The 26,600-nt window shown below is 61.5% G+C and carries 21 protein-coding genes and 2 pseudogenes; 10 read left to right on the forward strand and 13 right to left on the reverse strand.

The genetic code is table 11. From position 1 onward, the window contains the following. Positions 1-39 precede the first annotated feature (39 nt). Together IM739_RS21600 and IM739_RS21605 are read left to right on the forward strand one after the other, a co-directional pair. On the forward strand, positions 40-1,866 hold the full coding sequence (locus IM739_RS21600) for a type I secretion system permease/ATPase (protein ID WP_237371290.1): 1,827 nt from the start codon (positions 40-42) through the stop codon (positions 1,864-1,866). After that, a complete protein-coding gene (locus tag IM739_RS21605; RefSeq protein ID WP_237371291.1) occupies positions 1,853-3,172 on the forward strand; it encodes an HlyD family type I secretion periplasmic adaptor subunit in 1,320 nt (439 codons plus the stop codon). The genes IM739_RS21600 and IM739_RS21605 overlap by 14 nt, the downstream gene beginning before the upstream one ends. A gap of 99 nt (positions 3,173-3,271) precedes the next feature. Here the strand turns inward: IM739_RS21605 and IM739_RS21610 are convergent. Beyond that, positions 3,272-4,537, reverse strand: a pseudogene (locus tag IM739_RS21610) (NAD-dependent succinate-semialdehyde dehydrogenase); the annotation flags it as partial. Between IM739_RS21610 and IM739_RS21615 the strand changes: the two are divergent. After that, positions 4,536-4,753, forward strand: a pseudogene (locus IM739_RS21615) (IS3 family transposase); the annotation flags it as partial. The pseudogenes IM739_RS21610 and IM739_RS21615 sit on opposite strands and share 2 nt — an antisense overlap. Before the next feature lie 639 nt (positions 4,754-5,392). Here IM739_RS21615 and IM739_RS21620 read toward each other — a convergent pair. The 5 genes from IM739_RS21620 to IM739_RS21640 all read right to left on the reverse strand — a co-directional run bounded on the left by IM739_RS21620 (position 5,393) and on the right by IM739_RS21640 (position 11,798). Further along, positions 5,393-6,376, reverse strand: a complete 984-nt coding sequence (locus IM739_RS21620) for an ABC transporter ATP-binding protein (protein WP_237371292.1) — start codon at positions 6,374-6,376, stop codon at positions 5,393-5,395. A 4-nt stretch (positions 6,377-6,380) separates the two neighbouring features. Next, complete coding sequence (locus IM739_RS21625) at positions 6,381-7,208, reverse strand: carbohydrate ABC transporter permease (protein ID WP_237371293.1); 828 nt, start codon at positions 7,206-7,208, stop codon at positions 6,381-6,383. Beyond that, complete coding sequence (locus IM739_RS21630) at positions 7,205-8,083, reverse strand: carbohydrate ABC transporter permease (RefSeq protein ID WP_237371294.1); 879 nt, start codon at positions 8,081-8,083, stop codon at positions 7,205-7,207. Before IM739_RS21630 ends, IM739_RS21625 begins: the two co-directional genes overlap by 4 nt. Positions 8,084-8,153: 70 nt before the next feature. Then, positions 8,154-9,434 (reverse strand): ABC transporter substrate-binding protein, encoded by a 1,281-nt coding sequence (locus tag IM739_RS21635; RefSeq protein WP_237371295.1) that lies wholly within the window; start codon positions 9,432-9,434, stop codon positions 8,154-8,156. A 42-nt stretch (positions 9,435-9,476) separates the two neighbouring features. After that, a complete protein-coding gene (locus IM739_RS21640; protein WP_237371296.1) occupies positions 9,477-11,798 on the reverse strand; it encodes an alpha-L-rhamnosidase in 2,322 nt (773 codons plus the stop codon). A gap of 127 nt (positions 11,799-11,925) precedes the next feature. On the opposite strand from IM739_RS21640, the gene IM739_RS21645 reads away from it, so the two are divergent. Beyond that, on the forward strand, positions 11,926-13,008 hold the full coding sequence (locus IM739_RS21645; protein ID WP_237371297.1) for a LacI family DNA-binding transcriptional regulator: 1,083 nt from the start codon (positions 11,926-11,928) through the stop codon (positions 13,006-13,008). Positions 13,009-13,220: 212 nt separating this feature from the next. Here IM739_RS21645 and IM739_RS21650 read toward each other — a convergent pair whose 3' ends face one another. Genes IM739_RS21650 through IM739_RS21660 form a run of 3 tightly spaced genes read right to left on the reverse strand, consistent with a single transcriptional unit; the run spans position 13,221 to position 16,082 of the window. Further along, complete coding sequence (locus IM739_RS21650; protein WP_237371298.1) at positions 13,221-13,952, reverse strand: ABC transporter ATP-binding protein; 732 nt, start codon at positions 13,950-13,952, stop codon at positions 13,221-13,223. Between the two features lies 1 nt (position 13,953). Continuing rightward, positions 13,954-15,018, reverse strand: a complete 1,065-nt coding sequence (locus IM739_RS21655; RefSeq protein ID WP_237371299.1) for a FecCD family ABC transporter permease — start codon at positions 15,016-15,018, stop codon at positions 13,954-13,956. Next, a complete protein-coding gene (locus IM739_RS21660) occupies positions 15,018-16,082 on the reverse strand; it encodes an ABC transporter substrate-binding protein (RefSeq protein WP_237371300.1) in 1,065 nt (354 codons plus the stop codon). The genes IM739_RS21655 and IM739_RS21660 overlap by 1 nt, the downstream gene beginning before the upstream one ends. Before the next feature lie 106 nt (positions 16,083-16,188). On the opposite strand from IM739_RS21660, the gene IM739_RS21665 reads away from it, so the two are divergent. From IM739_RS21665 to IM739_RS21690, 6 genes are read left to right on the forward strand one after another with little or no spacing between them, the layout of a single operon-like run. Beyond that, on the forward strand, positions 16,189-17,553 hold the full coding sequence (locus tag IM739_RS21665) for a hypothetical protein (RefSeq protein WP_237371301.1): 1,365 nt from the start codon (positions 16,189-16,191) through the stop codon (positions 17,551-17,553). A gap of 49 nt (positions 17,554-17,602) precedes the next feature. Continuing rightward, entirely contained in the window at positions 17,603-18,688 is a 1,086-nt protein-coding gene (locus IM739_RS21670) for an ABC transporter substrate-binding protein (RefSeq protein ID WP_237371302.1), read from the forward strand. A gap of 1 nt (position 18,689) precedes the next feature. Then, positions 18,690-19,742 carry a FecCD family ABC transporter permease gene (locus IM739_RS21675; protein WP_237371303.1) on the forward strand — a complete coding sequence of 351 codons (1,053 nt, stop codon included), beginning with the start codon at positions 18,690-18,692 and terminating at the stop codon, positions 19,740-19,742. Continuing rightward, entirely contained in the window at positions 19,739-20,497 is a 759-nt protein-coding gene (locus IM739_RS21680; RefSeq protein WP_237371304.1) for an ABC transporter ATP-binding protein, read from the forward strand. Before IM739_RS21675 ends, IM739_RS21680 begins: the two co-directional genes overlap by 4 nt. Further along, positions 20,494-21,804, forward strand: coding sequence for a hypothetical protein (locus tag IM739_RS21685; protein ID WP_237371305.1), 1,311 nt, complete (start codon positions 20,494-20,496; stop codon positions 21,802-21,804). The genes IM739_RS21680 and IM739_RS21685 overlap by 4 nt, the downstream gene beginning before the upstream one ends. Further along, complete coding sequence (locus IM739_RS21690; RefSeq protein WP_237371306.1) at positions 21,797-22,306, forward strand: hypothetical protein; 510 nt, start codon at positions 21,797-21,799, stop codon at positions 22,304-22,306. Before IM739_RS21685 ends, IM739_RS21690 begins: the two co-directional genes overlap by 8 nt. Before the next feature lie 150 nt (positions 22,307-22,456). On the opposite strand, the gene IM739_RS21695 is transcribed toward IM739_RS21690, so the two are convergent. The 4 genes from IM739_RS21695 to IM739_RS21710 form a co-directional block, all read right to left on the reverse strand. After that, a complete protein-coding gene (locus IM739_RS21695) occupies positions 22,457-23,569 on the reverse strand; it encodes a Gfo/Idh/MocA family protein (protein ID WP_237371307.1) in 1,113 nt (370 codons plus the stop codon). Positions 23,570-23,608: 39 nt separating this feature from the next. After that, positions 23,609-24,508, reverse strand: coding sequence for a bifunctional methylenetetrahydrofolate dehydrogenase/methenyltetrahydrofolate cyclohydrolase FolD (gene folD / locus IM739_RS21700; protein ID WP_237371308.1), 900 nt, complete (start codon positions 24,506-24,508; stop codon positions 23,609-23,611). A 4-nt stretch (positions 24,509-24,512) separates the two neighbouring features. After that, complete coding sequence (purU, locus tag IM739_RS21705; RefSeq protein WP_237371309.1) at positions 24,513-25,397, reverse strand: formyltetrahydrofolate deformylase; 885 nt, start codon at positions 25,395-25,397, stop codon at positions 24,513-24,515. 114 nt (positions 25,398-25,511) lie between these two features. After that, entirely contained in the window at positions 25,512-26,594 is a 1,083-nt protein-coding gene (locus IM739_RS21710; protein WP_237371310.1) for an ABC transporter permease, read from the reverse strand. Between the last annotated feature and the right edge of the window lie 6 nt (positions 26,595-26,600).

A 26,600-nucleotide genomic window follows, 5' to 3' on the forward strand; every position in this document is an offset into this window, starting at 1 on the left:
CGCGACCACTTCGTTTCAAACCAGGAGCGCGTCGACCGCATGCAAACTGCAAATCGCACGGAACACGCCCCGGCGGGCAAGGCCTTGAAAATCAACGGGCCTCTGGCGGCCATTGCGCTGCTCAGTGGCGTCACCAACATTCTGGCGCTGACCTCGCCGCTCTTCATGCTGCAGGTCTATGACCGTGTTCTGTCAAGCGGCAGCATTCCCACGCTGGTCGGGCTCGCCGTCCTGGCCGCTAGCCTCTATGCCTTCCAAGCCCTGCTCGACATCATCCGGGCGCGTGTGCTGCTGCGGATCGGTGAAAAATTCGACCACCGTCTGTCACCACGCGTCTACCATGCGGTGGTCCGTCTACCGCTCCTCACGCGGATGCCCGGAGACGGGCTCCAGCCATTGCGCGATCTCGACAATGTGCGCGGCTTTCTCTCCGGCAGTGGCCCGACCGCCTTCTTCGACCTGCCCTGGATGCCGCTCTATCTCGGCATCAGCTTTCTGTTCCACGTCTGGATCGGCGTCACCGCTCTTGCCGGTGCGATCATGCTGGTCTCACTGACGATCCTGACCAATCTGATGTCCCGTCGGCCGATCCGCGAGGCGACCGCCGCCAACATGGCGCGCAACGGGCTTCTCGAAGCCACCCGACGGAATGCCGAAATCGTCCACGCCATGGGCCTCGGCTCACGCACGGCGCTGCGCTGGCAGCAGGCCAATCTCGACTATCTCCACGCAAACAGGCAATCCGGCGACGTGATGAACGGGCTCGGCAACCTGTCGCGCGCTTTGCGCATGATGCTGCAATCGGCTCTTCTCGGCGTCGGCGCCTGGCTGGTCATCAGCCAGGAGGCCACCGGCGGCGTGATGATCGCCAGTTCGATCATGATGGGCCGCGCACTGGCGCCGGTCGATGCGGCGATCACCGCCTGGAAGCCCTATCTGATGGCGCGCCAGAGCTGGACACGGCTGCAGGAACTGCTGGCACGCGTTCCGCTGGACCCTCCCGTCCTGTCCTTGCCGCGGCCGCAAAGCGATCTCAGGGTCGATGCCCTGGCAGTCGCGCCGCCCGGCGAGAAAATCCCCACGCTCGCCGGCATCGCATTTGCCATCCAGGCCGGAAACGCCCTCGGGATCATCGGCCCTTCCGGTTCCGGCAAATCAACCCTGGCACGCGCACTCGTCGGCGCATGGCCACCGCTGGCAGGCAAGGTCCGGATCGATGGCGCCAGCCTAGACCAATGGAACCGGGAGGAACTCGGCCCCCATATCGGCTACCTGCCCCAGGGTGTCGAACTCTTCGACGGGACGATTGCCGAAAACATCGCAAGGCTGGAGGCACAGCCGAATTCCGAAGCCATCGTTGCCGCCGCCCGGACAGCCGGTGCGCATGAGATGATCTTGCGGATGGAGCATGGCTACGACACCCGGATCGGCGAAGGCGGGTCGGCGCTGTCTGCCGGACAGCGCCAGCGCATCGGTCTCGCACGCGCCCTCTACAATGATCCGTTTCTGGTGATCCTCGACGAGCCGAATGCCAATCTGGACGCTGAAGGCGAAGCCGCCGTCGTGAAAGCGATTGCCTCGGTGCGTGCGCGCAAGGGCATTGCCGTCGTCGTCGCCCACCGCCCGAGCGCGATCGGGGCCGTGGATTTCATCTTGATGGTCGAGGCAGGCCGGCAAAAGGCCTTTGGCCCGCGTGAAAAGGTTCTGGCCGAAGTCCTGCAGGCACTCCCGCCGGCGGTTCGTCCCTATCAGCCGGCTCCTTACGGCATCTCGCCCCTGCGGGTCGTCGCCTCACCCGGCAGCGCCCTCCAGGCAGAACACACCTACCCGACCGCCAAACAGGGAGATGCCGATGTCACTCCATGACATGGACTTTGCCGTCAGCCGCTCGATCCGTCGCCATATGCGCCTCGGGCTCCTCGCCTGCCTGCTGCTGGTCGGTGGCGCCGGTGCCTGGGCGGCCGTGACGAACCTGTCGGGTGCCGTCGTTGCCAGCGGCCATTTCGTGGTCGACAGCTATCTGAAAACGGTCCAGCATCCGCAAGGCGGTGTGGTCGGGGAAATTCTGGTGCGCGAAGGCGACAGCGTTGCCGCAGGCCAGGTGGTGATGCGTCTCGATGCCACTCAGGCCAGGGCCAATCTCGATATGGTGCGCAAGCGGCTGGATGAGCTGCTTGCCCGGCAGGCCCGATTGCAGGCGGAACGAGACGACCTGCAGCAAATCGCCTTTCCGGTTGCCTTGTTGGAGGGCCAGCGCCAGGGACAGGTGGAAGTGGCCGCCGCTATCGACAGCGAAACGCGGCTGTTCGAGTTCCGCCGGGCCTCGCGCGAGGGGCAGAAGGCACAGCTCGGCGAGCGCATCCTGCAATATGGCCATGAAATCGAGGGACTGCGCGCGCAGGAAGCCGCCTATCGCGAGGGAAGCGAGGTCTTGCGCGGTGAAATTTCGCTACTTGCGGACCTGCGCAAGCAAGGTGCGGTTTCCGACCAGCGCCTCAACGGCCTGAAGACCGAGCTTGCGACATTCGGCGGCGAACTAGGCGAAAAGATCGCCTATCAGGCGCAGATTGCCGGTCGGATTACCGAAACCCGGCTCGCCATGCTGCAGATCGACCAGGACCTGAAGACCGAAGTCGGCAGGGAACTGCGCGAGGTACAGGGCGATATCGGCGAATATGTCGAACGCAAGATCGCATCGGAGGACCAGCTCAAGCGGATCGATATCATCACACCGCAATCGGGCGTGGTGCATCAACTGGCGGTTCACACGGTTGGCGGGGTGGTGACGCCGGCAGAACCCATCATGCTGATCGTGCCGAAAAGCGACCGGCTTTCCGTCGAGATACGCATCTCGCCCAAGGACATCGATCAGGTGCAGCCGGGTCAGAAAGCCATGATCCGCCTGTCGGCCTTCAATCAGCGAACAACTCCGGAATTCAGTGGCCATGTCAGCCGCGTGGCGGCGGATCTGACCTCCGACGAAAAGACAGGGCTTTCCTATTATCTGGTGCGGCTTTCGGTCGATGCCGGCAAAGAAGCTGAGCTTGCCGGATTGGCACTTGTGCCGGGCATGCCGGCCGAGGTTTTCGTCCAGACCGGCAAACGATCCGCTTTGTCCTATCTCGTCAAACCGCTGAGCGACCAGATCACCCGCGCCTTCCGCGAGCAGTAGCAGGTTCAGTTCGAAACCCCTGAGCTTGTCGCTTTGCGGCAATCAATACCGTCCACAGTTGGAAACATACATCCGCGGATCAAATTGTGAGGCGTGGTGTTATGCATCGACCTGCAGGCACAGGTACTTCACCTCCACATAGTCCTCGATTCCGTATTTCGAACCCTCTCGGCCCTGGCCGGATTGCTTAATCCCGCCGAAGGGGGCGACTTCGGTGGAGATCAGGCCGGTGTTGATGCCGACCATGCCATATTCCAGCGCCTCGGCGACCCGGAACACACGGCTCAGGTCCTTGGCATAGAAATAGGAGGCAAGGCCGAACTCGGTGTCATTCGCCATCGCGATCACTTCCTCCTCCGTCTCGAAGCGGAAGAGCGGCGCGACCGGGCCGAAAGTCTCCTCTTTCGCGACCTGCATGGCAGAGGTCACGCCGGTCAGGATCGTGGGTTCGAAGAACAGCCCACCGCGCGCATCGCGCTTGCCGCCGACGGCAATGGCGCCGCCCTTGGCCAGAGCGTCGGCGATATGTTCCTCGACCTTCTGCACCGCCTTTTCGGTGATCAGGGGACCGGCAACGACACCATCCTCGAAGCCATCGCCCACCTTCATGGCCGAAACCCTTGCCGCCAGCTTTTCGGCGAAGGCATCATAGACGCCCGCCTGCACGTAAAGCCGGTTGGCGCAGACACACGTCTGGCCATTGTTGCGATATTTCGAAACCATTGCGCCTTCGACGGCCGCATCCAGGTCTGCATCGTCAAAGACGATGAAAGGTGCATTACCGCCAAGCTCCAGGCCGAGCTTCATGATCTGCTCGGCACCCTGGCGCATCAGGATCTTCCCGACGCCTGTCGAGCCGGTGAAGGTCAGTTTGCGCACCTTCTCGTTTTCGGTGAATTCCAGACCGATATCGGCCGACTTTCGTGACGTGACGACACTGAAGACACCGGCGGGAAGGCCAGCGCGCTCGGCCAGCACCGCAAGCGAAAGCGCCGAGAGCGGCGTTTCGGCCGCCGGTTTCGACACCATGGCGCAGCCTGCGGCAATCGCGGGGGCGAACTTGCGGGCCAGCATGGCATTGAGGAAATTCCATGGGATGATCGATGCTACGACACCGATCGGTTGTTTGAGGACGATCAGGCGCTTGTCCTGCTGGTGGCCGGGAATGGTATCGCCGTAAACGCGCTTGGCCTCTTCACCGAACCATTCGACATAGGCTGCGCCATAGAGGATTTCGCCCTTGGCCTCGGCCAGCGGCTTGCCCATTTCCATGGTCAGGATCGCCGCCAGATCATCGGCATTGGCGATCATCAGATCGTAGAGCTTGCGCAGCACTGCGGCGCGCTCCTTGCCGGTTTTCTTCGCTCAGAGCCGACGCGGTAACTGCCATGATAAAGCAGTGGCTGAAAGCTTCTTCAATCTTCTCAAGCGGGAGCGGATACGTCGCAAAGTTTACCGTTCACGCGATGAAGCTCGCCAGGACGTGTTCAACTACATCGAAATGTTCTACAACCCGAAACGCAAGCACGTCAGGAACGGGATGCTATCGCCGTCGAGTTCGAACGCTTGCAGAAAACGTAACCCGAGGGTGTCTATGAAACTCGGGGCTATTCAGACCGGTAGACACTCGTCACTTGCATATTTATCAAGCACAGGCTGCAGAGGCTGATCTGGCCGCATTCCAGTTCACGGATGACGTGACAGCAAAGCCGCTCTGGATCAGCAACTGGATGTTCGCATACTTGCGGGCGAGCGTACGAGGACGCGCGACGGCACGCCCAAAGTGACCTTGCAGCTCGTTCTGATCTTGATCCGGTTGACTGGTTTGCCGGCAGCAGATCGGGTGAACTCGGTCGCGAGGTCGATGTCACGAAGGATCCTGCCACAGCGATCGTCGAAGGTTGCGCCTACCCTGATCAGTTCAACTCGCCGTCGAGCGCAGCAGCAATTGTATGCCAAGCTGCCGCTCCAGTGATCGGATCTGCCCGCTGAGCAGCGCCAGGGAAATTTTCATCAAAATGCCGTCCGTTAGAAATGCGGCTCCCCAGCGGCATTTATGAAATAGTGCAGGTGACGCAACTCCAGAAAAATCCTCCGGGAAGTCAGTCGGAGAAAGCAACCAAATTCATGATTTCCGTCGTATGAAGCAGTTCAAAACATCACTTTTGGTCTTCCTACAGCGACTTTCTCAGATTGCCGGATATCGCCAGCAGCCGGTCTCTATCTCCTGAACCTGTGCTCCTTCGACGTATCCGGTGTTGCCCAAACCAATTCACCGGACTGGAGGGTGCTGTCGCCCGGCGTACGGGCAACCATCTCACCAAGGCCGTCAACATTGAAATAGACGAGCGCGTCCGCCCCAAGCCGCTCGACATGGCGGATCCTGCCGCTCCAGCGACCGCTCTCAGATGACAGCGTCAAGTCTTCCGGCCGTATGCCGTAGGTCTTGCATCCCAGGCCTTCGGCCGCCGCTCCTGTGTAAAGGTTCATCTTGGGACTTCCGATGAACCCGGCAACGAAAGGCGTCGCCGGCCTGTTGTAGAGATCCATCGGACTGCCGACCTGCTCGATGCGGCCGCCGTTCAGAACCACGATCTTGTCGGCCATGGTCATCGCTTCGACCTGATCGTGCGTGACATAGATCATCGTCGCTTCAAGGCGCTTGTGCAGGTCGGTGATCTCAAGCCGCATCTGCCCGCGAAGAGACGCATCGAGGTTCGACAGCGGTTCGTCGAACAGGAACACCTGCGGATTGCGCACGATAGCACGCCCGATGGCGACACGTTGGCGCTGGCCGCCGGAAAGCGCCTTCGGCTTTCTATCCAGCAGATGTGTCAATTGCAGCGATCCTGCCGCCTCCTTAACCTTCGCCGCGATCTCCGCCTTGGGGCGTCCCGCAAGTGACAGGCCGAAGCCGATATTCTCCGCCACCGTCATGTGCGGATAAAGCGCATAGGACTGGAACACCATGGCGATGCCCCGCTGTGACGGCTCCGCATAGGTCACATCCTTGCCGCCGATTGTCAGCACGCCAGAGGTCACATCCTCCAGCCCTGCGATCATCCGCAGCAAGGTCGACTTGCCACAACCCGAGGGGCCGACAAAGACCACAAATTCTCCCGGGCGGACATCAAGATCGATGCCCTTGATGATCTCCAGCGCGCCAAAACTCTTGCGGATGTCCTTCAGTTGAACGCCTGACATACACCTAGCCTTTCACACCACCGGCGGTCATGCCGGCAACGATCTGTCGATTGAAGAAAATGAAGACGATGAGCGGGGGGATCGTCACGAGAAGGATGTTCATGAAGAGCAGATTGTACTGGCTCGAATACATGCTCTGGAAATTATAGAGTGTCAGCTGTACCGTTACGTTCTCCTTGCCCGGCAGGTAGTAGAGTGGGTTCGTGAAATCGTTGAAGATGGCAATCGACTGCACGACGATATTGGTCACCGTCACCGGCTTCAAAAGCGGCATCACCACCCGGAAGAAGATCTGCCACGGTTTTACGCCATCGATCAGCGCGGCCTCATCGAGATCGCGCGGAATGGTGCTGATGAACGAGCGGTAGAGGAGCGTCGAGAAGGAGAGATTGTAGGCGACCTGGATCAGCACCATGCCGGTCATCGTCTTGAACAGGCCAATCGACTGCAGGAGCCCGATGGTCGGCACCACGGCCGGCGGCATCATCAGCCCGATCAGCACCGCCACCTGCGCGACCCCGTTCCAGCGGGAGCGCCGCCGCTGCATCACATAACCCACCATCGCCGAGAGCACGACGAGGATCGCTACGGAAAACACAGTTATGACGGTCGAATTGAAATAGGCGAGCAGCAGCTGGTAGTTGCGCGCCTCGACGACCGCAACGAGGTTATCCCAGAGCAGCCATTCCTTGGGCAACAGGAAGTTCAGCCGCGATGCCTCGGAGCGGGACTTGACCGCCTGCAGTGCAATGAACAGAAACGGCACGATGAAGATGACGGCTGCGATCGCAAGCGAAATACCGCCGACGACGATGGGACGATAACGCCTCATTGATCGATCTCCCGGCGATTGAACATGGCGGTCAACGGCACCATGATCGCGGCGATCAGGGCAAAGAGGATGACATTGCCTGCCGTCGAAAGCCCGTAGAACCCGGCCTGATACTGCTTGTAGATTACCGAGGCGACGACATCGGAAGAAAAACCCGGGCCGCCGCGCGTCATCGCCCAGATCAGGTCGAAGGAACGCAGCCCGCCGATCAGCGAAAGCGTGATCACCGTGATCGTCGCTGGCTGCACCAGCGGCAGGGTGATCCGCCGGAACTGCTGCATCCTTGTTGCGCCATCGATGCGAGAGGCTTCGTAGTAATCCGGGCTGATGGCGGCAAGGCCCGCGATAAAGATCAGGGTCGCCAGCCCAACACCCTTCCAGAGATCGACAAGCGCCACGGAAAACAAGGCAAGTGCAGGATCGGTCAGCCAGCCCGGTCCGTCGATGCCGATGGCTTCCAGCGCCACATTGATGATGCCACGTGTCGGATGCATCATGACGGTAAAGGTGATGCCGATACCGATGGTCGAGACCAGAACGGGGAAGAAGACCACGGTGCGCAGAAAGCCGCGGGCGATCAGATTGCTGGTTAGCAGCACGGCGAGCAGCAGACCGAAGATGGTTTTCAGGCCGGAAGTCATGACCGCATAGATCAGCGTGTTGATCAGTCCCTGCACCAGGAACGGCTCGGAAAAGAACTGACGAAAGTTTTCAAGACCGATGAACTCAGCCGTCATCAGATCCCAGCGCGTCAGGCTGTACCAGAAGGACGTGGCTGTCGGCAGGAGGAAGAAAACGCCATAAATGACCGCTGCCGGCAGAAAGAACCACAGCGGGTATGGGGATTTGCGTTTCGGTCTTATTGCCTCGACCATGGGGCCTCCTTCCACGGCATGGGGGACCGCCCGCTGTTGCGGGCGGCTTGTTCTTGCAACGCGCGGGAACTCACCAGTTCGGAATGCCGAGTTGCTTGGCCTGCTTGCGCACATCCTCGTCATAGAGAGCAGCCGCTTCCGCGGCCGGGCGCATGCCGGAGCCGACTTCGACGGTGATCTGCTCCAGTGCCGGCCCCTTGATCGGCGACAGGAATTCGAGCGCCGGCGCGGTCTTGCCGTCCCTGAAGTAAGGCAGCATGTCGCTGATCGCGGCCGGAACGTCCGCCGGCAGATCGCAGCCGTCGATCAGCGGCGGCCCCTGCACGGTGTTGACAGCCATGATCGCCTTGCAGCCATCGACGCTGCCGACGAAATCGGCAAATTTCCTCGCCGCCTCGGGATTGGATGTGGTCTTCGGGATATAGACCGCCGGCGGCATCCAGACGGTGAGGCCGTTGTTTGCTGCATCGTCGCCCGGCTGGGCGAAGAAGCCGACATCCGCCATCTCATCCGGATAGTTCTGCTTCAGGGCGCCGATGGCAAAGGACAGCATCGGATAGTGCGCCGCCTCCCCGGTCGCCACCATGCGCAGGCCGTCGTCATAGGTGCCGGCACCGAAATCCTCGTTCAGCAAGCCCTTGTCGTGCACGTCCTGCAGACGTTCGAAGCCTTTGACGGCCGCAGGGGTGGTCGCGTATTTCGCCTTGTTGGCCGTGTAGTCGGCCGCGAAATTCGGCACCTGAGCCTGCAGGTTGTAATAGTCCGCCAGCACGAAAAGCTGCGATGTCCAGGTGTCGCGATAGGTCTGGGCAACAGCGACCTTGCCGGCCGCCTTGACCTTTTCGTTGTTGGCCATGAACTCGGCCCAGGTTTTGGGAGGCGCTAAGCCAAGCTCGGAATAGATTTTCTTGTTGTAGAAGATGCCCCCAGCCATGGTCGTGCCATAGGGCACGCCATAAACCTTGCTGTCTGCGGAAACGACCGACTTGAAACCATCGGCAACCTTCCCCTGTGACGGCAGGTCGCTCAAATCCAGCAGCGAACTTTCTGGCTTCAGTGCCTGCAGAAGCGAACCGGAATTATAGAGAAACACGTCGGTCATTTCGCCGGTCGCAAGCCGGGTCTTGACGATGTTGTCGCCCTCGCCGCCGCCTGGACGTTGCTCGACCTCGACCGTCACATCGGGATGCTTTTCTGAATAGGCAGTCGCGAGCGCTTCGGCGGCCGCCACAGAGTCTGTGTTGTTATCGACCAGAAAGGTGAGCGTTGTATCGGCAAAAGCCGTGCCCGACAGCAGAAGCGCCGTCAGGGCCGTTGCAGCGGTCAGTTTCGTCTTCATACGCAGTGTCATGATGTTCCTCCTCCGAACAGTAAGACGACACGATGGAATGCACTAGTTGCCTTTCGAAATCTCAAAGGTGATCAGATGGCGGCCGGCCGCCATCAGGGTTTCGCCATTAATTGGCTTGCCGTCCAGCACCGGATTGACATACCGCGCTGTCGGCACGAACAGTCCCTCGCAGCCTTCGGGAAGGCTGACTCTGTATTCGACCATGCTATTGGCAATCGTCCATGAGGCCTCGATGCGGCCCTTGGCGCTCTCATGCCAGGCCGAGACAGGATTGAGCCTTTCGAGCGGCGTCGGCGAAATCCTTACACGGGTGAATCCCGGATGTTCGGGATCAGGTGAGACACCCGCGACACTCTCGAACAGCCACTGGCAAACAGCACCATAGGAATAGTGGTTGTAGCTGTTCATGTCGGGATCGTAGATCGTCCCGTCCGGCGCCATGGAATCCCAGCGCTCCCAGATCGTGGTCGCGCCCTGCTTCACCTGATAGAGCCAGCCCGGCACCTCTTCCTGCAGGAAGACTTTTTCGGCCAGATCGTCCATGCCAAGCTTGGTCAGCGACGGCAGAAGCGCCGGCGTGCCGATAAAGCCGGTTCCGATCTTGTAGTCCGCATCCTCGACGACACGCCGGAAATGGCCTTTCGCTGCCTCGAAATGCTCGGCCGGTACGAGGTCGTTGAGGAAAGCGAGTGCGTACGATGTCTGGTCATTATGGGCGAGACGACCGGACGGCGAGATGAATTCGAAGGCGAAGGCAGTGCGGATTTCGGCCGCCCGACGCTCCATCGTCTGCCGCAAGTCGTTACGCCCCAGCACCCCGGCGATACACGCCAAAAGCTCGGTCGAGATGAAGTGATAGAGGGTCGCGGCGCAATCGTCGGCGATGGTCGGCCGCGGTTTGCGATTGTCACCGACCGGCTGCAACCAGTCGCCGAAGGTGAAACCACGATCACCCCAATGCGGCGGCGGGCGTACGATCGGCCCGTCCGAGATCGACCAGAGGAAATCCACCCAGCGCACCATGGCATCGAAGCACTCGTCGAGCACAGCGCGGTCGCCATAATGGGTATAGAGAACCCACGGAATGATGACGATGGCATCACCCCAGCCGGTCGAGCCGGCATAACCCGGAAAATGCTCCGGATGCAGCCGCGTCGGGTCCGGCGATACATGCGGGATCGCGCCATCCGGCCGCTGATCGGCCATCACGTCGCGCAGATACTTGCGCAGGAAATCCTCGGCATCTGCCAGCCAGCAGGCGGTCGGCGCAAAGACCTGCGCGTCGCCGGTCCAGCCGAGACGCTCATCGCGCTGCGGGCAATCGGTCGGCACCTCGATGAAGTTGCCGCGCTGCGACCAGACGGTGTTGAGAACCAGCCGGTTGACCAGACTGGAGCCACTTTCGAAGCCGCCCTTGATCTCGGCAACCGAGGTGATCGGCACGGAAGCGATCGAAACGATCTCCGCCTCGCCCGTGATCGTCAGGCGGGCATAACGATAGCCCTGGAAGGTGAAGTAAGGCGCGTAGGTCTCATCGCCCTCGCCTGCAAGCGTATAATGGGTTTCGGCAACGGCCGTACGGTAGTTACGATTGTCGAAATAGCGACTGGGACCAAGCACTTCCGAATGCTCGACACGCACCTGCGCACCTGCCTTGCCCCGTACCGTATAGCGCACATAGCCGCCGACATTCTGGCCGAAATCATAGACCAGACGCCCCTCGGCATCGCGCCATTGCTCAAGCGGAGCAAGCGCCGGAAGCTCGCGCACTGCCGCCGCTTCATGGGCGACGAGCAGCGCCTTGTCGAAGGCGATGGCTTCTGCGCCATGCGTCTCCGCAAGTCCGATCCGTGCGTCAAAAATCTCGCCGAAATAGATGCCCGACTTCACGACCGGCAGTTTACCGCTCTTCCAGCTCGCATCGGTCGAAAGCAGCGTGCGTCCGCCAGACACCAGCTCGGCAATCGCGGCGATCCGGTCGCCCCAGCAGTTGGGAATGGCGTTGACACCCCACATGATCGGCGAGCGATACCAGCCATCCGCCAGCCAGATCTCGATGCGGTTTTCTCCGGCAACGAGAAGCGGCGCGACATCATAACGCTGAAAGGCGATGCGATGGTCGTAATTGGTCCAGCCGGGCGTCAGCAGGTCTTCACCGACACGCTTGCCGTTGATGAAACAGCGATAGAGCCCCTGCGCAGAAATGAAGAGATCTACGGCAGCCGGCACAGCCTCCTGCGCAAACGTCTTCGAAACAAAACTTGCAGGACGACCGACGCCCTCATCCGACAACGGCGCGATCATCTCCGCAGCCCAGTTGCGCTGCGTCAGCCCCTTGCGGCTGGCGGTGGCGTGCATGTTCATGATGTCCTCCCTGACGTCGTGTAGAACGTTCTATGTGTAACGTTCTACATTTTTTGTCGGCACGCAATAGAAATTTCGCACGGCATCTGCCATGGTGGTCGTAGCAATTGAAAAATCGGGGAAAATAATGTCCGAGAGAGACGAGACGGCAATAACCGGCGGCCGCGTGACCATCCGCACGGTCGCCGCCCGTGCCGGGGTGTCCGTTGCCGCCGTCTCCAAGGTCCTGCGCAATGCATATGGGGTGAGCGAAGCACTGCGCGGCAGGGTCGAAGCCGCAATCGAAGCGCTTGGCTACAGGCCTTCCCGGGCAGCACGCGGACTTCGCGGCCGCACCTTTACCATCGGCCTGCTGCTGGTCGATATCCGCAACCCCTTCCTTCCGGAAATCATCGACGGAGTGAACGGAATCCTCGCTCCGTCGCACTACCGCGCCATGATCGGCGTCAGCGAGGCACGGATACAGCTGGAAACATCGCTGATCGAATCGATGATCGACTACAAGATGGACGGCCTGATCCTGATTGCTCCGCGCCTGCCCTCCGAGGTCATCGCGCGGTTCGCCGCCCAGATCCCGATCGTTGCCATCGGCTATCATGATCCGGAGGCGAAAGATTTCGACACGGTGAACTGCGACGACCAGCGAGGTGCCGCTATTGCCGTTCAGGCATTTGTCGAACGCGGCTACAACAGGATCAGCATGCTGACCCTTGGCTCACGGGAAGGACACAGCGTCTCGGTGGTGCGCCAGCGCGAGATTGGCTATCGTCAGGCGATGGAGGCGGCCGGCTTTGCCGATGCAATCGACATCCATAGTGTCGCCGTCGCATCGCCGGAACGAGAGGAAAGCCTTAAAGCCTTTCTGCTCCGGCCTGATCGCCCCGAGGCCGTCTTCTGCTGGAGTGACCTCGACGCCATAACGCTTTTGAACATGGCGTCCGAGATGAAGGTCCGGGTTCCGGAAGATCTTGCTGTGATCGGTTATGACAACTCGCCCACCGCCGCCCTCAGCCTTGTCGATTTGGCCAGTATCGATCAGTCTGGCCGCGCCCTTGGCGTACTTGCAACCGAAACGCTCCTGTCGCGCATAGAGGGTCGCGTGCAGCCAATGGCGCTTAAAACCAATCCGATCCTTGTCGCTCGTCGTAGCCTTTGCGAAACAAGAGCGCTCCAACATCGGCCTTCCGCTGTGAAGGGTGAATGCGCTTGAGACAATGTGAACCGGAACAGGATCGATCGAACTCCTGTTCATCACGCATGATTGTTTGGCTGCCGCCAATCGATCACTCAGCGCTCATGGAATGCAGATGACACCGAGACAGGCATATCTGGAATTATTTCTTCTAGGAGCAATTTTCGTGACAAGTCCAAGCACTCTGCAGCATCAGGTGTTGACCTCATGACCATCCGCAGGATCAAGTCCTATCGGCTCCTAAACGACGGTGCGTATGTGAAGGCGCCATCACCCTCGAACAACGCCTTGCGGACCTCGACGCCATAAAGCCTCGCCAGGCTTGCCTCCGACACAATGCGAGCAGTCGGGCCGAAGTCGAACTCGTTGCTGCCATACATCAACAGAACGTCGCTTGCGATTTCCAGCGCATGTTGGGGAGAATGGGTGGTGAACAGCACGGTCATGCCATGTTGGCGCGACAGCCGGTCCAACACCGAGATCACCACGGCCTGATTGTGATAGTCGAGTGCGGAACAGGGTTCGTCAAGGATCAGCACCTGGCATTCCGACACAAGCGCCTGGGCGATGATGACAAGCTGCCTCTGGCCGCCGCTCAGCGCATTGAAGGAGCGCTCTGCCAGATGATTGATGCCAAGCATGGAGAGCTGGTTATGCACGGCGTCGTAGTCAAGGCGCTGGGGCGTACCGAACAAGCCAACCTGACGCGCGCGGCCCATCAACACGATATCGGTCACCGAGTAGTCGAAAGCGACGTCGAAGAGTTGCGGTACATAGCCGATACGGGCACGGCAATGCACTTCACCCCGGCTCGGTGCCACCAGGCCGGCGATCGTGTTGATCAGGCTGGTCTTGCCGACACCATTCGCGCCGAGGATTGCCACAACGCTGCCGGTGGAAATGGCAAGGTCATATCCTTCGAGGATCGGGCGGCCGCCTCGCTCCACGGACAAATCGCGCACCTCAATCACTCTTCCAGCCTCCCTTGCTCTGCATGCGTCGCAAGAGGACGGCAAAGACCGGAACGCCGATCAGCGACGTGATGATGCCGACCGGGATTTCGGCCGTCGACACCGTTCGCGCGATATTGTCGACCAGCAGCATGTAGATTGCCCCGAGCAGAATGGAGACCGGCAGCAACCGGCCATGGTCGGGTCCGGAAATGGCCCGCGCCACATGTGGGATGACCAGTCCAACCCACCCGATAATCCCGCAACAGGCCACCACGCCGGCCGAGATGACAGCGGTTGCGCCGAGCACGGCCCATTGAACCGTCGCGACCGGAGATCCAAGCGCCCGCGCCTTCTCCTCGCCAAGCGAGATGATGTTGATTTGGAAACGCATGAGATAGATCACCGCCAGAGCCGGGACCATCACGACCGCCATGAGCAACAGGTCTTCATAGTTTGTCGATGCCAGGCTGCCCATCAGCCAATAGGTAATGGCCGGCAGTTTCTGGTGCGGATCGGCAAGCAATTTCACGATCGATATAGCCGAGCCGAAGAAGGCCGAAATGATGACCCCAGCCAGCACGAGCGCCAAGACGGACGTCCTTCCGCGGGAACTTGCCAGCACCTTGACGATCATCACGCTTGCCAGTCCGAAGAGGAATGCAATCGCAAGAAGACCGTAGCCAAAAATCCCTGACAGGATGGCGAGCGTTCCGCCGAAGCCGGCGCCGCTCGTGACGCCGATGATGTTCGGATCAACCAGTGGATTGCGAAACAGGCCCTGCAAAGCGGCGCCCGACGCCGCAAGCCCGGCGCCAACCAGCACGGCGGCCAGGATACGAGGCAGCCGTACGAGTTCCACGACCTGTTCCTCCAGCACCGTCCAGTCTGGATTGCGCACCGGTATGAGATTGTCGGCAAGGATACGGATGACCTTGAGCACATCAAGGTCGTAACGCCCGATGGTGATGGAAACGAGGGTCAAGGCGACGAGCGCTGTAAACAGCACCAGCGTGGCGGGTATTGCGCTCCCGCCGCGCTGCCTTGAAATTGTCTCGCTGGTCGAGGCCACAGACACTATTCGAACAGGGCTGCGTATCCGGGAGCCTGGCTATTTGCCTCCAGCTCAAGAATACGGTTGATGAGCGCTTCGTCCGGTTCACGACCGTAGATCGTCACGTAGGCATCGCGAACAGTCTTGCGGAAGTCTTCGTCGATCGGACCCATCTCCGGATGAGCAACCATGGCAAGCCATACCGCCGAGAGGAACAGTTCCGGGGAATCCGGCGAGGCGTTGAACTTCGGGACCTTGTAGACGCGTTTGTTCTTCACCGCGTCCATACCTGAAAGCAAGGGATGCGCATAGAAATCGGACGGGTTGAGCGTCACGGCCTGGGCCGGAATGATGATCATGTCGGGGTTCCAGGTGAAGAGCTGCTCCACATCGACATTCTTCCACCATTCGCCGCTGTCATCTGCTGCGAGGTTCTTGATTCCGCTCAGGGAAAAGTCCTGCGAGGGATTGGCAACGACCTGGATCTGGTCGCCGAGCTTCTCGATGTAGACGAGGCTGACTTGCTTGTCGTCCGCCAGTTCGCCGAATTTTGCCTTCATCGCCGCGTTGGAATCATAATGGAGCTTGAGCGTCGCTTCTGCCCGTTCCGGATGACCGGAGATGATGCCGCTCATGGTGATGTAGTCAAGGCGCTGCTGTTCCGAGCAGCATCCCCAAGCCGCAACCTTGAGGCCGACACGCTCCAGCGGCTCGATGAGGTCCGGGTTGTGCATGGCCTGGATCACCAGCTGCGGGTTCGTTGCCAGTATCGCCTCGACATTGGGGGCGAAGCCATCGCGGGCGGCCGTACCGTCGAGCTCAAGCAATTCGGGAATGAGATCCGCATAGACGAACTTCTTCATACGAGCGATCGAATCCGCATTCACCGCAACCATGTGATCAGTCGTACGATCCGCCGAATAGTAGATGAACGGCGCTGCCCGGATGATCGTCGCAATCCGCTCAGGAGGCGCTGCCAACTCGATCTTCTGCCCGCGGTGATCCTCAAAGCTGATCGGTTTATCACCGGCGTGTGCGGCCGAAACCGCCAGCATTGCCGCCAAGCCTGTAAAAATCGCCGTCTTCATGATCTTCGCCCCAGATTGTTTTGTCGCGGAGCTGATATGATATATTGACTATTTATGTCAAGTTTAGATATCTGCCACCTGTGGCAGGCTGAAAACTGGACGGTACATGCAAAAGATAGGTTATGTGACGTGGGGCAACGCCGCGCAGGTGCGCAGCTTCCAGGACTTTGCCCATCTGCTCGACGACATGCTGTATCTTCGCGAACTCGATCGGCACGATCTCGGTGCATATTCTGCCATCATCATCCCGGATGTAATGGATTGCGTGGAATTGAGAGCGCACGCCCGGCAATTGAACGACTATGTCCGCAATGGCGGCTTTCTCATCGTTTTTTCGATCCGCGACGTCGAGAACATCATTGATGTGGTCAAGCTCAAATGGCAGCCAGTGAACGCACGGGATTGGCTCTGGTGGACGCGCCCCAATCCCTATCTCGAGGTCCGGCAGCCGGAGCCTCGGCATCCGATCTGCGACGCCATTTCACTTGCCGACATGAGCTGGCACTGGATGGGAGCACTGGAGAAACATCCCGACGCCGAGCACATTCTGACCCTTGACGACGACAGCCTCAGCCTCTTCATGGACTTCCGAAATCTCCAAGGCGGCGGTCGGCTGATGGTGACCACGCTCGATCCGCACGGCCACAACGGCGAGCGTTTCATGCCCGCCACCACACGCTTTCTCGAAGCATTCTATCCATGGCTCAATGGCGAACTCGGCATCAACCGGGAAAGAAACACGTTTAGCCTTACATATCTGCGGGCTCTCGACAGCACCTGGGACTGGGAACCGCCGGGTCTGGCCGAAACCTTCGAGGGAACCGGCGTCACCCTTCGCTACCACGCTCTCTACGATCTCGACGACACCGTACTGCGGGACTCCAATTTCATCTACATACCTAACAACACGGACGAGATCTTCCTGCGCAGCAGGGCAACTGACTTTCTAGCCTTCCTGGAACGCGGTGGGCATCTCATCCTGTCGAGCCAGCCGGCCATCCCATGGCTGCCATTCATGTCGACGTTTCGCGCCGTGGCACCGCGCCCGTTCACCAACCTGAAGGTACGCGTTCGACACGACCCACTCGGCTTCTTCTCGAATGTGAGCGACGAATTCGACGGCTGGCAGGGGATTTTCGGTCAGTACGCGCGCGGCTGGACGGACATGCCAGAGGGCGCCATCTGGTTGACAGATGTGGGACCTACGGACGACCCGAAACCGGCGGACTGGCTGTGGAAATACCCGACCTCCAACGACAAGGGGGGCTACGTGTTCATGCACAACGGCGACAGCATCGTGCGGTATCCAGATCATGGGCCGCACGGCCCCTGTCTGTTGCGCGACATCTGCAACGGCATCATTGCCGCCGAGGGCAAAATCTCGAAGCCGGAAAGACCATCTTATCCAAACCTGTCCTGGGGCATATGCGACTGTCATCGCCAACAGCGCTTCCTGGCAGCGGCGCGCTAGTGCGCTATTCGCCGAGGAAACTAGACAATCTACTTTTTGGAGACATTCAATGACCATCCGATTTCCTATCGCCCTGGCGGGAGTAGTCCTCGCCATACTTGCATCAATCCCAGCGCGCGCCGACCCAATTACCATCAATGACCATGAAGGTAGGACCGTAACGCTGGCAAAGCCGGTCGAGCGGATCGCCTCGATCCCGATCCCGATGGCCTCCACCATCATCGCCATGGACGGCGGAACCTCCAAGCTCGTCGGCATGAACCCGACCGCCAAATCGGCGATCGTCGAGGGTGTGCTGGGCAAGATCTTCCCCGAGGCCAAGGACATTCCCTCCGACATCACCGCGCCGAACTTCATTCCCAATGTCGAGGAACTGGCGGCCACCAATCCGGAACTGGTGATCCAGTGGGCCGATCGCGGCCCGGACCTGGTCGATCCGATCGTCAATGCCGGCCTCAACGCGCTTCTGATCTCCTACGGCTCGGAAGAAAAGACCAAGCAGTACCAGGCCATGGTGGCGACCGCGATGGGCAAGCCCGAGCGCGCCGAGATGATCAATGGCTGGCGCGACCAGGTGGCCGCCGAAATGGCCGCGAAGTCGAAGGATATTCCGGCCGACAAGAAGCCACGTATCCTTTATCTCGGCCGCGCGCTGGAAAGCCTCACGGCCTCCGGCGACAAGGGCAATTATGCAGCCTTCTACGTCAATCTGGCCGGCGCCGTCTCGGTTTCGGCCGATCTCGAGGGCCAGGGCACGACGATCAGCCCCGAGCAGATCGCCGAGTGGAACCCGGACGTCATTCTCCTCAACAGTTTCGAAGCCAAGCTCGGCCTTGAGCGCATCTATGACGATCCGATCCTGTCGCTGACCAAGGCCGCCCAGGACAAGCGCGTCTACAAGATGCCGCTCGGCGGCTATCGCTGGGATCCGCCGAACCAGGAAAGCCCGCTGACCTGGATGTGGCTCGCCAATCTCATGCATCCCGACATCTTCCAGTACGACCTGCGCGCAGAGATGAAAAAGGCCTACAAGACGCTCTACGACTACGACCTGACCGACGAGGACATCGACGGCATCCTGTGGATCGGCATGCAGGGCGACGCCACCGACTACGCCCAGTTCAAGGCGAAGTAGGATGGCGATGGCGGCGGCGGAAAGCGGGCGTAAGAGCCTGATCGGCGTCAGGATCGGCGCCTTCGGCCTGATGGCGCTGGCGCTTGTCGCCGCCATGCTGTTTTCGATCGGCGCCGGGCGTTTTTCCGTCGACGTGCCTCGGATCGGCGAAATCCTGCTGGCGGCGGTCATGAACCCCGACGCCGCGCCGAGCCAGATGGACGAGCGCATCGTGCTTTTGGTGCGGCTGCCGCGCGTTCTGCTGGCGGCGCTGTCGGGCGCGGCGCTCGCCGTCGGTGGTGCTGCGCTGCAGGGCGTGTTCCGCAATCCGCTGGTCTCGCCGCAGGTGCTGGGCATCAGCCAGGGGGCCGCCTTCGGCGGCGCGCTCGCCATCCTGTTCGGCTATTCCGGCTTCATCCTGCTTGGCATGGCCTTCCTGCTCGGCCTGTCGGCGCTGGTCATGGTCGGGCTTCTCGCCCGCATCAACGGCCGCACCGAGGTGATCACGGTGATCCTCGCCGGCATGATCGTCGGCGCGCTGTTTGCCGCGCTGGTCTCGGTCGTGCAGTTCGTCGCCGATCCCAACACCTCGCTGCCGGCGATCGTCTACTGGCTGATGGGCTCGTTCTCGACCGCCACCTGGCCACGCCTGTGGCTCGCCGTTCCGGGCATGGGACTTGGCCTCTTCGCCGTCTGGATGTTGCGCTACCGGCTCAACCTTCTGGCGCTCGAGGAACAGGAGGCCCGGTCGCTCGGCGTCAATCCCGACCGCGAGCGCTGGTACATCTTCGTCGCCATTTCGCTGATGACCGGCACATCGGTGGCGGTGGCCGGCATTATCGGCTGGATCGGCCTCGTCGTGCCGCATGCCGCGCGCATCCTCGTCGGCGAGGACCACCGCGTGCTGATCCCCGCCTCGGCCCTGCTGGGCGCGGCATACCTGACACTGATCGACACCATGGCCCGCACGCTGACGGCGGCCGAGATTCCGCTCGGCGTGCTGACCGCGCTGGTCGGCGCGCCGGTGTTCGGCACCCTGCTGCGCCGCCATTTCAAGGAGACCAGCCGGACATGATCGGCCTTGACGACGCTTCCGTCTCCTTCGGTGCCCGCCCCCTGTTTTCCGGCATCAGCTTCACCGTGCCGGTCGGCCGGTCGATGGCGGTGCTCGGCCCCAACGGGCGCGGCAAGACCACGCTTTTGCGCGCCCTGCTCGGCTTCCAGCCGCTGGCGAAGGGTCGCCGCAGCGCGCCGAAAATCGCAGGATACGTGCCGCAGCACGGCGCCTCTCAGGCCAAGCTTTCCGGGCTCGACGTGGTGGTGATGGGCCGGGCGGCACGGCTCGGGCTGTTCGGCCAGCCCTCGGCCGAGGATCGCGCGGCGGCGGCGGAGGCGCTGGTCGAGGTCGGCGCCTGCCATCTCGCCGAGCTTCGCTACGACCGCATGTCCGGCGGGCAGCGGCAGATGGTGCTGATCGCGCGGGCCATCGCCACCGGTTCGCCGGCGCTGGTGTTCGACGAGCCGACCTCGGCGCTCGATCTCGGCAACCAGTCGCGCACGCTGGAACTCCTGAACACGCTCAGGCTGCGCCGCGACAAGGCCATCCTGTTCACCACCCACGACCCCAACCATGCGCTGGCGGCGGCCGACGACGTTCTCCTGATGATGCCGGGCGGGCGCGAGATGCACGGGACCGTCGCCGACATGATCGAGCCCGACAAGCTTTCCGAGCTTTACGGCGTGCCGATGCGCTGGGTGGAGGTCACCGGACCGACGGGCGAGACGCGCCGGGCAATCCTGCCGGCCTTCGCCGGAATAGAGGCAGCATGAGTACGATCTATCTGAAATCCACCTATGAGGCTCCGTCCGAGGCGGTGAAGGCGGCCGCCGCCGAGGGTTTTGTGACGATCGTCGAGCAGTCGGCGCTGAACGCCGACATGCTTCTGGCCCACAAGGGCCTGATCACCGGCAACCAGCTCGACCAGAACGCCATGGCGCTGATGCGCGAGGCGCTCGCCGCCTTCCTCGAAGCCGGCGGGCGCTGGTTCTTCAACGGCCACATGGTGCGGCCGCTGGTCGACGGCATGGCCCAGTACCGGCCGATCGAGGCGCCGAAGCGCGCCGATTTCGACCTCGCCTCGGTCAATTCCCATCCGGTATTTGCCGGTATCGACCTTTCGAAACTCGAGACCAACAAGGGCGTTGCCGGCTTTTACGGCCGGGGCTGCAATCCGCTGCCCGAGGGCGCGGTCGCGGTCAACGGCCTGGGCGCGGCGAAGGTGCCGGTCGACTGGGTCTGGGCGCGTCCAAAGGGTGGGCGGATCTTTTCCCATGCCGGCAATGATCTTGGCTCGATGGGGCTCGAATGGAAGCTTTCGGGCGAGCTGACGCGCCGCATGATCGACTGGACCCGCGGCGGCACATGCCTCGACCCCTGGCCCGGTTCGCCCGCGTCACCGGCGGCCGACCTGCCGCTTTCCGCCTCCGAAACCTATGGCGGCATGCGCATGTCGAGCCACACCGGACGGCGTATCGTCGCGCCATCCTGCGGCACCCATTACCATATCCGCAGCCTTGAAGGGCCGCGCTACACCGCGGCCTTCGACGTGATCTGCGCGCCCGAACAGCTCGCCGACATCCTTCGGCCAGACGACATTCTCTGGGTTCCGTGCCGCACGCCGGCGCAGCGCATGATCGCCCAGAAGCCCGTGATCGCCCGCCACCTGGCGGCCGGCGGAACGGTGGTGGCGCTCGGCGAAAGCCAGTCAGATCTCTGGCTGCCGCATGTCGACTTTACCGGCACGCCGACGAACTGGTGGTGGTGGCTCGATCCGGCCGCCGATCTCGGCGTGCGCGTGACCGAAGTCGCCGCCCGCCATCCGCTGATGGCCGGGATCGGCGACCGGCAGGCGACCTGGCACCTGCACGGCTGGTTCGTGCCGCCGGACGGCGCCACGGTTCTCGCCCGCGATGGAGACGGCCGGGCGATCCTCTACGAGGACAAGGTCTCGACCAAAGGCACGATGATCCTCTCCTCGCTTGATCCGATGTTCCACCACGGTTCGCACTTCATGCCGGCCACGACCTTTTTCCTCGACTGTTTCGTACCCAACCTGAAAGCCTTCGCAGATGTCTAACGTCATTACCGTGCTCGACAACGGCCACCCGATCAGCTTCACCTTCGACAACATCAACGCCTATCACGGCGGCGGTTTTCCCGGTGGTGTCGCGCATGCGTTGAAGGCGATGCAGGCGGCGTTTCCGCTCCTCTCCGACACGCCGCTGGAACGGCGCGAGGTGACGATCGTGACCGCGTTTTCCGGTCCCGGCGGCCGCGATGCGCTGGAAATGGTGACCCGGGCGCTGACCGAGGGACGGCTGACCGTCGACAAGTCGATCAGCGACCATCCCGGCCCTTACGTGTTCCGTTTCAGCTATCGCGGCCGCACCGCCGAAGCCGTGATCAAGCCGGGACACGTGAAGGAGGAATTCGTCACGCTCGGCGCCAAGCAGGACAAGACCCCCGACGAGATCGCCCGTCACGAGGAACTGAAGGCCGAAATGGCCTATCGCCTGCTGCCACTCGCAGCAGAGCAGATTTACAACGCGTCTGTTATCACGCAACAGGTCGTGCCGTAGTCTGATAGCAGCGGGCGATCATCACTGCGATAAGAGTGGTCAGGCTCGGAAGCAAGCCGGAATGCACGTTGTGTCGCCCCCGCAGGAAACGACCCATGTCGCTGCCGAAGATTGCCAGGCTTCGAACAGCACACCAGGCAAAGCCATCGTTCAGAGTTCGACCCAGGACCGACGTTCCGCTGATTGCGCAGTGGCATGCACGATGCGTTCGATTTCCAACCCGGTATCGAAGTCGATCACATGCGCTGCCTTGTCGCCATCAATCAGGCGCAGCAGTTCGCGGCATTCGATCACCTTCAGTTCGTTGAAGCCCAGGCCGTGGCCCGGTGCCGGGATGAATTGCTGATAGGGCGGGTGCGCTGGGGCTGCCAGCAGGGTGCGATAACCCTGAGTGTCGCTGCGATCCTTCCGCGTGAAGACCTGCAGTTCGTTCATGCGTTCCTGATCGAACAGGATCGAGCCTTCCGAACCGAAAATCTGGACGGCGATGCGACCCTTGCGGCCCCAGGCGGAGCGGTTGACCATGAGCACGCCGGAAGCGCCGTTTTCGGTGCGAAACAGAGCCTGGGAAATATCATGGTTCTCAACCGCGCGACGGCCACCGCCGGCTGCGGGACGGTCCTCGTAAGGCTTGGCCATGTCGGCGACGACGGAGGTGATCCTGCCATGTAGCACCGTCAGCAGCGACAGCGGGTGGACGGCAAAGTCGTCCAGGGCGCCATAGCCTGACGTGGCGGCACTCTTCCAGTAGAAGGCCTCGTCCGGATCGGCCATATAGTCTTCATCCATCTCAAGACGGATGTGGTTCACGGTGCCGATTTCACCCTCGGCGATCAGCCGGCTTGCCTGGCGCATCATCGGGTTCTGGATGTAGTTGTAGCCGAGGATCGCCGTCTTTCCGGATGCCTGCGCCGCATCCCGCATCCGTGTTGCATCCTCAAGCGAGGTCGCCATCGGCTTTTCGCACCAGACATGCTTGCCCGCTTCAAGGGCGGCGATCGCCATTTCGGCGTGAAACTGGTTCGGTGCGGCGATCGAGATCACATCGATATCAGGGTCGGCCACGAGGTCGCGCCAGTTTCCGGTGCCGCGGTCAAAGGCGAAGGCCTTGGCATGGCGGCTTGCCAATTCCTCGGTCGCATCGGCGAGCGCCACAAGGCGCGGCCGCTCCACGTCGCCGAAGACGGTTGCCACCGAGTTCCAGGCCATGGCGTGGCACTTGCCCATGTAACCCGAACCGATCAGTCCTATTCCCAATCCCATGTCTTCCTCCGCTTGCAGCAGTCGATTTCGAAAATTCCGTCAGAACGCCGGCGCGTCTTCGCCGGCGCGGCGATAGGCAGCGATGACCGTATTCGCCATGAGCATGGCAATGGTCATCGGGCCGACGCCGCCGGGAACCGGCGAGATGGCACCGGAGACCGGCCGGCATTCGGCAAAGGCGACATCACCGACCAGCTTGAACTTGCCCTCGCCCTTTTCCGGCGCATCGACGCGGTTGATGCCGACATCGATCACGGTCGCACCCGGCTTCAGCCAGTCGGCTTTCACCATTTCCGGACGGCCGACGGCTGCGACCAGGATATCCGCCTGACGGGCGAGCGCCGGCAGGTCGCGGCTTTTCGAATGGCCGATCGTGACGGTGGCGTTCGCGTTCAGCAGAAGCTGCGCCATCGGCTTGCCGAACAGGTTGGAGCGGCCGATGACCAGTGCGTTCAGACCGGACAGGTCCTTGCCATGGATCTGGCGCACCAGGATCATGGCGCCGGCCGGCGTGCAGGAGATCAGACCGGTCGCAAGATCGCCGGTTGCCAGCTTGCCGGCATTGACGATGTGCAGCCCGTCGACATCCTTTTCCGGCAGGATCGACTGGATCACGCTGTCGCTGTCGAGCGGTTTGGGCAGCGGCAGTTGCACAAGGATGCCGTCGATTTCGGGATCGGCATTGAGCGAAGCAACCAGTGCCATCAGATCGGCTTGCGCGGTCTCGGCCGGCAGGGTGTGCTGGATCGAGTTGAAGCCGCATTGCTTGGCCATGCGGCTCTTTGCGCCGACATAGGCATGGCTTGCCGGATCATCGCCGACGATCACCACGGCAAGCCCCGGCTTGCGGTGGCCGCGCGCCTGAAGGTCCGTCGCCGCTGAAGTTACCGCTTCGACCACGGAGGCGGCCGCTGCCTTTCCATCGATTACGGTTGCCACGGCGTCACCCCATGCGCTCGGAAGCATAGGAACCCGGGCTTGCCGGGAAGACGACGGTCCGGTTGCCGTTGATGAAGGTGCGGTGGTGGATATGGGCATGGATGGCGCGGGCCAGCACCTGGCTTTCGACGTCACGGCCGATCGAGACATAGTCTTCGGCCGACTGCGCATGGGTGATGCGGGCGACGTCCTGCTCGATGATCGGGCCTTCGTCGAGATCGGCGGTGACGTAATGGGCCGTGGCGCCGATCAGCTTCACGCCGCGCTCGAAGGCCTGCTTGTAGGGGTTGGCGCCCTTGAACGACGGCAGGAAGGAGTGGTGGATGTTGATGATCCGGCCGGACATCTTGCGGCACATGTCGTCGGACAGGACCTGCATGTAGCGGGCAAGCACGATGAGTTCGGTGCCGGTCTGCTCGACAATGCCCATGATGCGGGCTTCGGCCTCGGGCTTGTTGGCCTTGGTGACGGGAATGTGGTGGAAGGGAATGTCGTGATTGACGACGACCTTCTGGTAATCGAAGTGGTTGGAGACGACGCCGACGATGTCGATCGGCAGGGCGCCGATCTTCCAGCGATAGAGCAGGTCGTTGAGGCAGTGACCGAAGCGCGAGACCATCAGCAGGACCTTCTCGCGTCTTGCGGCGTCGTAGAGGTTCCAGGTCATGCCGAAGGCTTCGGCGACGGTGGCAAAGCCCTTTTCGAGGCTGGCCTGGCTGGCGCTTTCCTCGGAGATGAAGGAGACGCGCATGAAGAACTGGCCGGTATGGAGGTCGTCGAACTGGGATGAGTCGACGATGTTGCAGCCCTCGGCGGCGAGATAGCCGGAGATCGCCGCGACAATGCCGCGCGTGGACTTGCAGGATACGGTCAATACATAGGGCTTCATGGTCATCTCTCGATAGGTCCGTGACGGGTCAGGTCAGATTGTCTTGTGGCATGAAGAGGAGAGGCGGCGCCGGTTCCCCCGAACCTGCACCGCCTCATGCGCCTGGGAGGTAGTTCAGGCGCGGGACTTCTTGCGCTGGCGATGCACGTCGATGACGACGGCCGCAACGATGATCGCGCCCTTGACGATTTCCTGGTAGTAGGCGCCGACCTTCAGGAAGGTGAAGCCGGAGGTCACCACGCCGAGGATGATCGTGCCGATGACGGTTCCGGTGATCCGGCCGATGCCGCCCGAGAGCGACGTGCCGCCGATGACGGCTGCGGCGATTGCATCGAGTTCGAACGAGACGCCCATGTTGGGCTGGCCCGACTGGGCACGGGCAGCCAGCATGACGCCTGCCAGACCGGAGAGAAGGCCGGCGACCGCATAGACCTTGATCAGGTGCTTGCCGATATCGATGCCGGAGACGCGTGCCGCCTGGCTGTTGGCGCCGATCGCATAGGTGAATTTGCCGTAGCGGGTATGCGACAAGGCAATGTGGAAGATGATCGCAACCACGAAGAAGACGATCACCGTTCGCGGCACCGGGAAGCCCCAGACCTCGAAGCTCTGGCCAAGCCAGGCGAAGTTCTCGTTCAGGAGCGCAACCGGCTGGCCTTCGGTATACCATTTTGCCAGGCCTCGGACCGAGACCATCATGCCGAGCGTGGCGATGAAGGGCGGGATACCGGTCTTCGCGATCAGCACGCCGTTCAGGTAACCGAGCAGGCCGCCGAGCAAAAGGCCAACCAGCAAGGGCCAGATCGGGCTGGAATCGATGAACCAGTTCAGGCCGAAGGCGGCATATTCCGGTTGCAGGAAGACCGCGCGGGCATTGAGCGACGTCTGCGCGAAGCTTGCCGCCACCATGGCGATGAAGCCGACCATGGATCCGGAAGAGAGATCGACACCGCCGGTGATGATGACCTGGGTCACGCCGACGGCGATGATGCCGGTCACGGCAACCTGCAGGACGATGATCGACAGGCGCTGCTTGTTGGCAAGGAAGCTTTCGCCGACGAGGTACCAGCCAAGGACTTCGAAGACCAGGGCAATCCCGATCAGGACGACCAGGATCGAGAATTCAGGCGGCAGACGGCGGACCTTTTTCAGGCCCGTCTTGGACGTCTCGCCGAGTTCGTTGATGGCATCTGACATGATTTC

The sequence above is a fragment of the Rhizobium sp. SL42 genome, from assembly GCF_021729845.1.
Taxonomy (GTDB): domain Bacteria; phylum Pseudomonadota; class Alphaproteobacteria; order Rhizobiales; family Rhizobiaceae; genus Allorhizobium.

Coding starts and splice junctions, on each gene's coding strand:
- IM739_RS21670 (WP_237371302.1), top strand. CDS start 17,603: ATGACCATCCGATTTCCTATCGCCCTGGCGGGAGTAGTCCTCGCCATA.
- IM739_RS21640 (WP_237371296.1), bottom strand. CDS start 11,798: ATGAACATGCACGCCACCGCCAGCCGCAAGGGGCTGACGCAGCGCAAC.
- IM739_RS21665 (WP_237371301.1), top strand. CDS start 16,189: ATGCAAAAGATAGGTTATGTGACGTGGGGCAACGCCGCGCAGGTGCGC.
- IM739_RS21695 (WP_237371307.1), bottom strand. CDS start 23,569: ATGGGATTGGGAATAGGACTGATCGGTTCGGGTTACATGGGCAAGTGC.
- IM739_RS21630 (WP_237371294.1), bottom strand. CDS start 8,083: ATGGTCGAGGCAATAAGACCGAAACGCAAATCCCCATACCCGCTGTGG.
- purU (WP_237371309.1), bottom strand. CDS start 25,397: ATGAAGCCCTATGTATTGACCGTATCCTGCAAGTCCACGCGCGGCATT.
- IM739_RS21660 (WP_237371300.1), bottom strand. CDS start 16,082: ATGAAGACGGCGATTTTTACAGGCTTGGCGGCAATGCTGGCGGTTTCG.
- IM739_RS21605 (WP_237371291.1), top strand. CDS start 1,853: ATGTCACTCCATGACATGGACTTTGCCGTCAGCCGCTCGATCCGTCGC.
- IM739_RS21710 (WP_237371310.1), bottom strand. CDS start 26,594: ATGTCAGATGCCATCAACGAACTCGGCGAGACGTCCAAGACGGGCCTG.
- IM739_RS21690 (WP_237371306.1), top strand. CDS start 21,797: ATGTCTAACGTCATTACCGTGCTCGACAACGGCCACCCGATCAGCTTC.
- IM739_RS21685 (WP_237371305.1), top strand. CDS start 20,494: ATGAGTACGATCTATCTGAAATCCACCTATGAGGCTCCGTCCGAGGCG.
- IM739_RS21625 (WP_237371293.1), bottom strand. CDS start 7,208: ATGAGGCGTTATCGTCCCATCGTCGTCGGCGGTATTTCGCTTGCGATC.
- IM739_RS21620 (WP_237371292.1), bottom strand. CDS start 6,376: ATGTCAGGCGTTCAACTGAAGGACATCCGCAAGAGTTTTGGCGCGCTG.
- IM739_RS21680 (WP_237371304.1), top strand. CDS start 19,739: ATGATCGGCCTTGACGACGCTTCCGTCTCCTTCGGTGCCCGCCCCCTG.
- IM739_RS21635 (WP_237371295.1), bottom strand. CDS start 9,434: ATGACACTGCGTATGAAGACGAAACTGACCGCTGCAACGGCCCTGACG.
- IM739_RS21600 (WP_237371290.1), top strand. CDS start 40: ATGCAAACTGCAAATCGCACGGAACACGCCCCGGCGGGCAAGGCCTTG.
- IM739_RS21675 (WP_237371303.1), top strand. CDS start 18,690: ATGGCGATGGCGGCGGCGGAAAGCGGGCGTAAGAGCCTGATCGGCGTC.
- IM739_RS21645 (WP_237371297.1), top strand. CDS start 11,926: ATGTCCGAGAGAGACGAGACGGCAATAACCGGCGGCCGCGTGACCATC.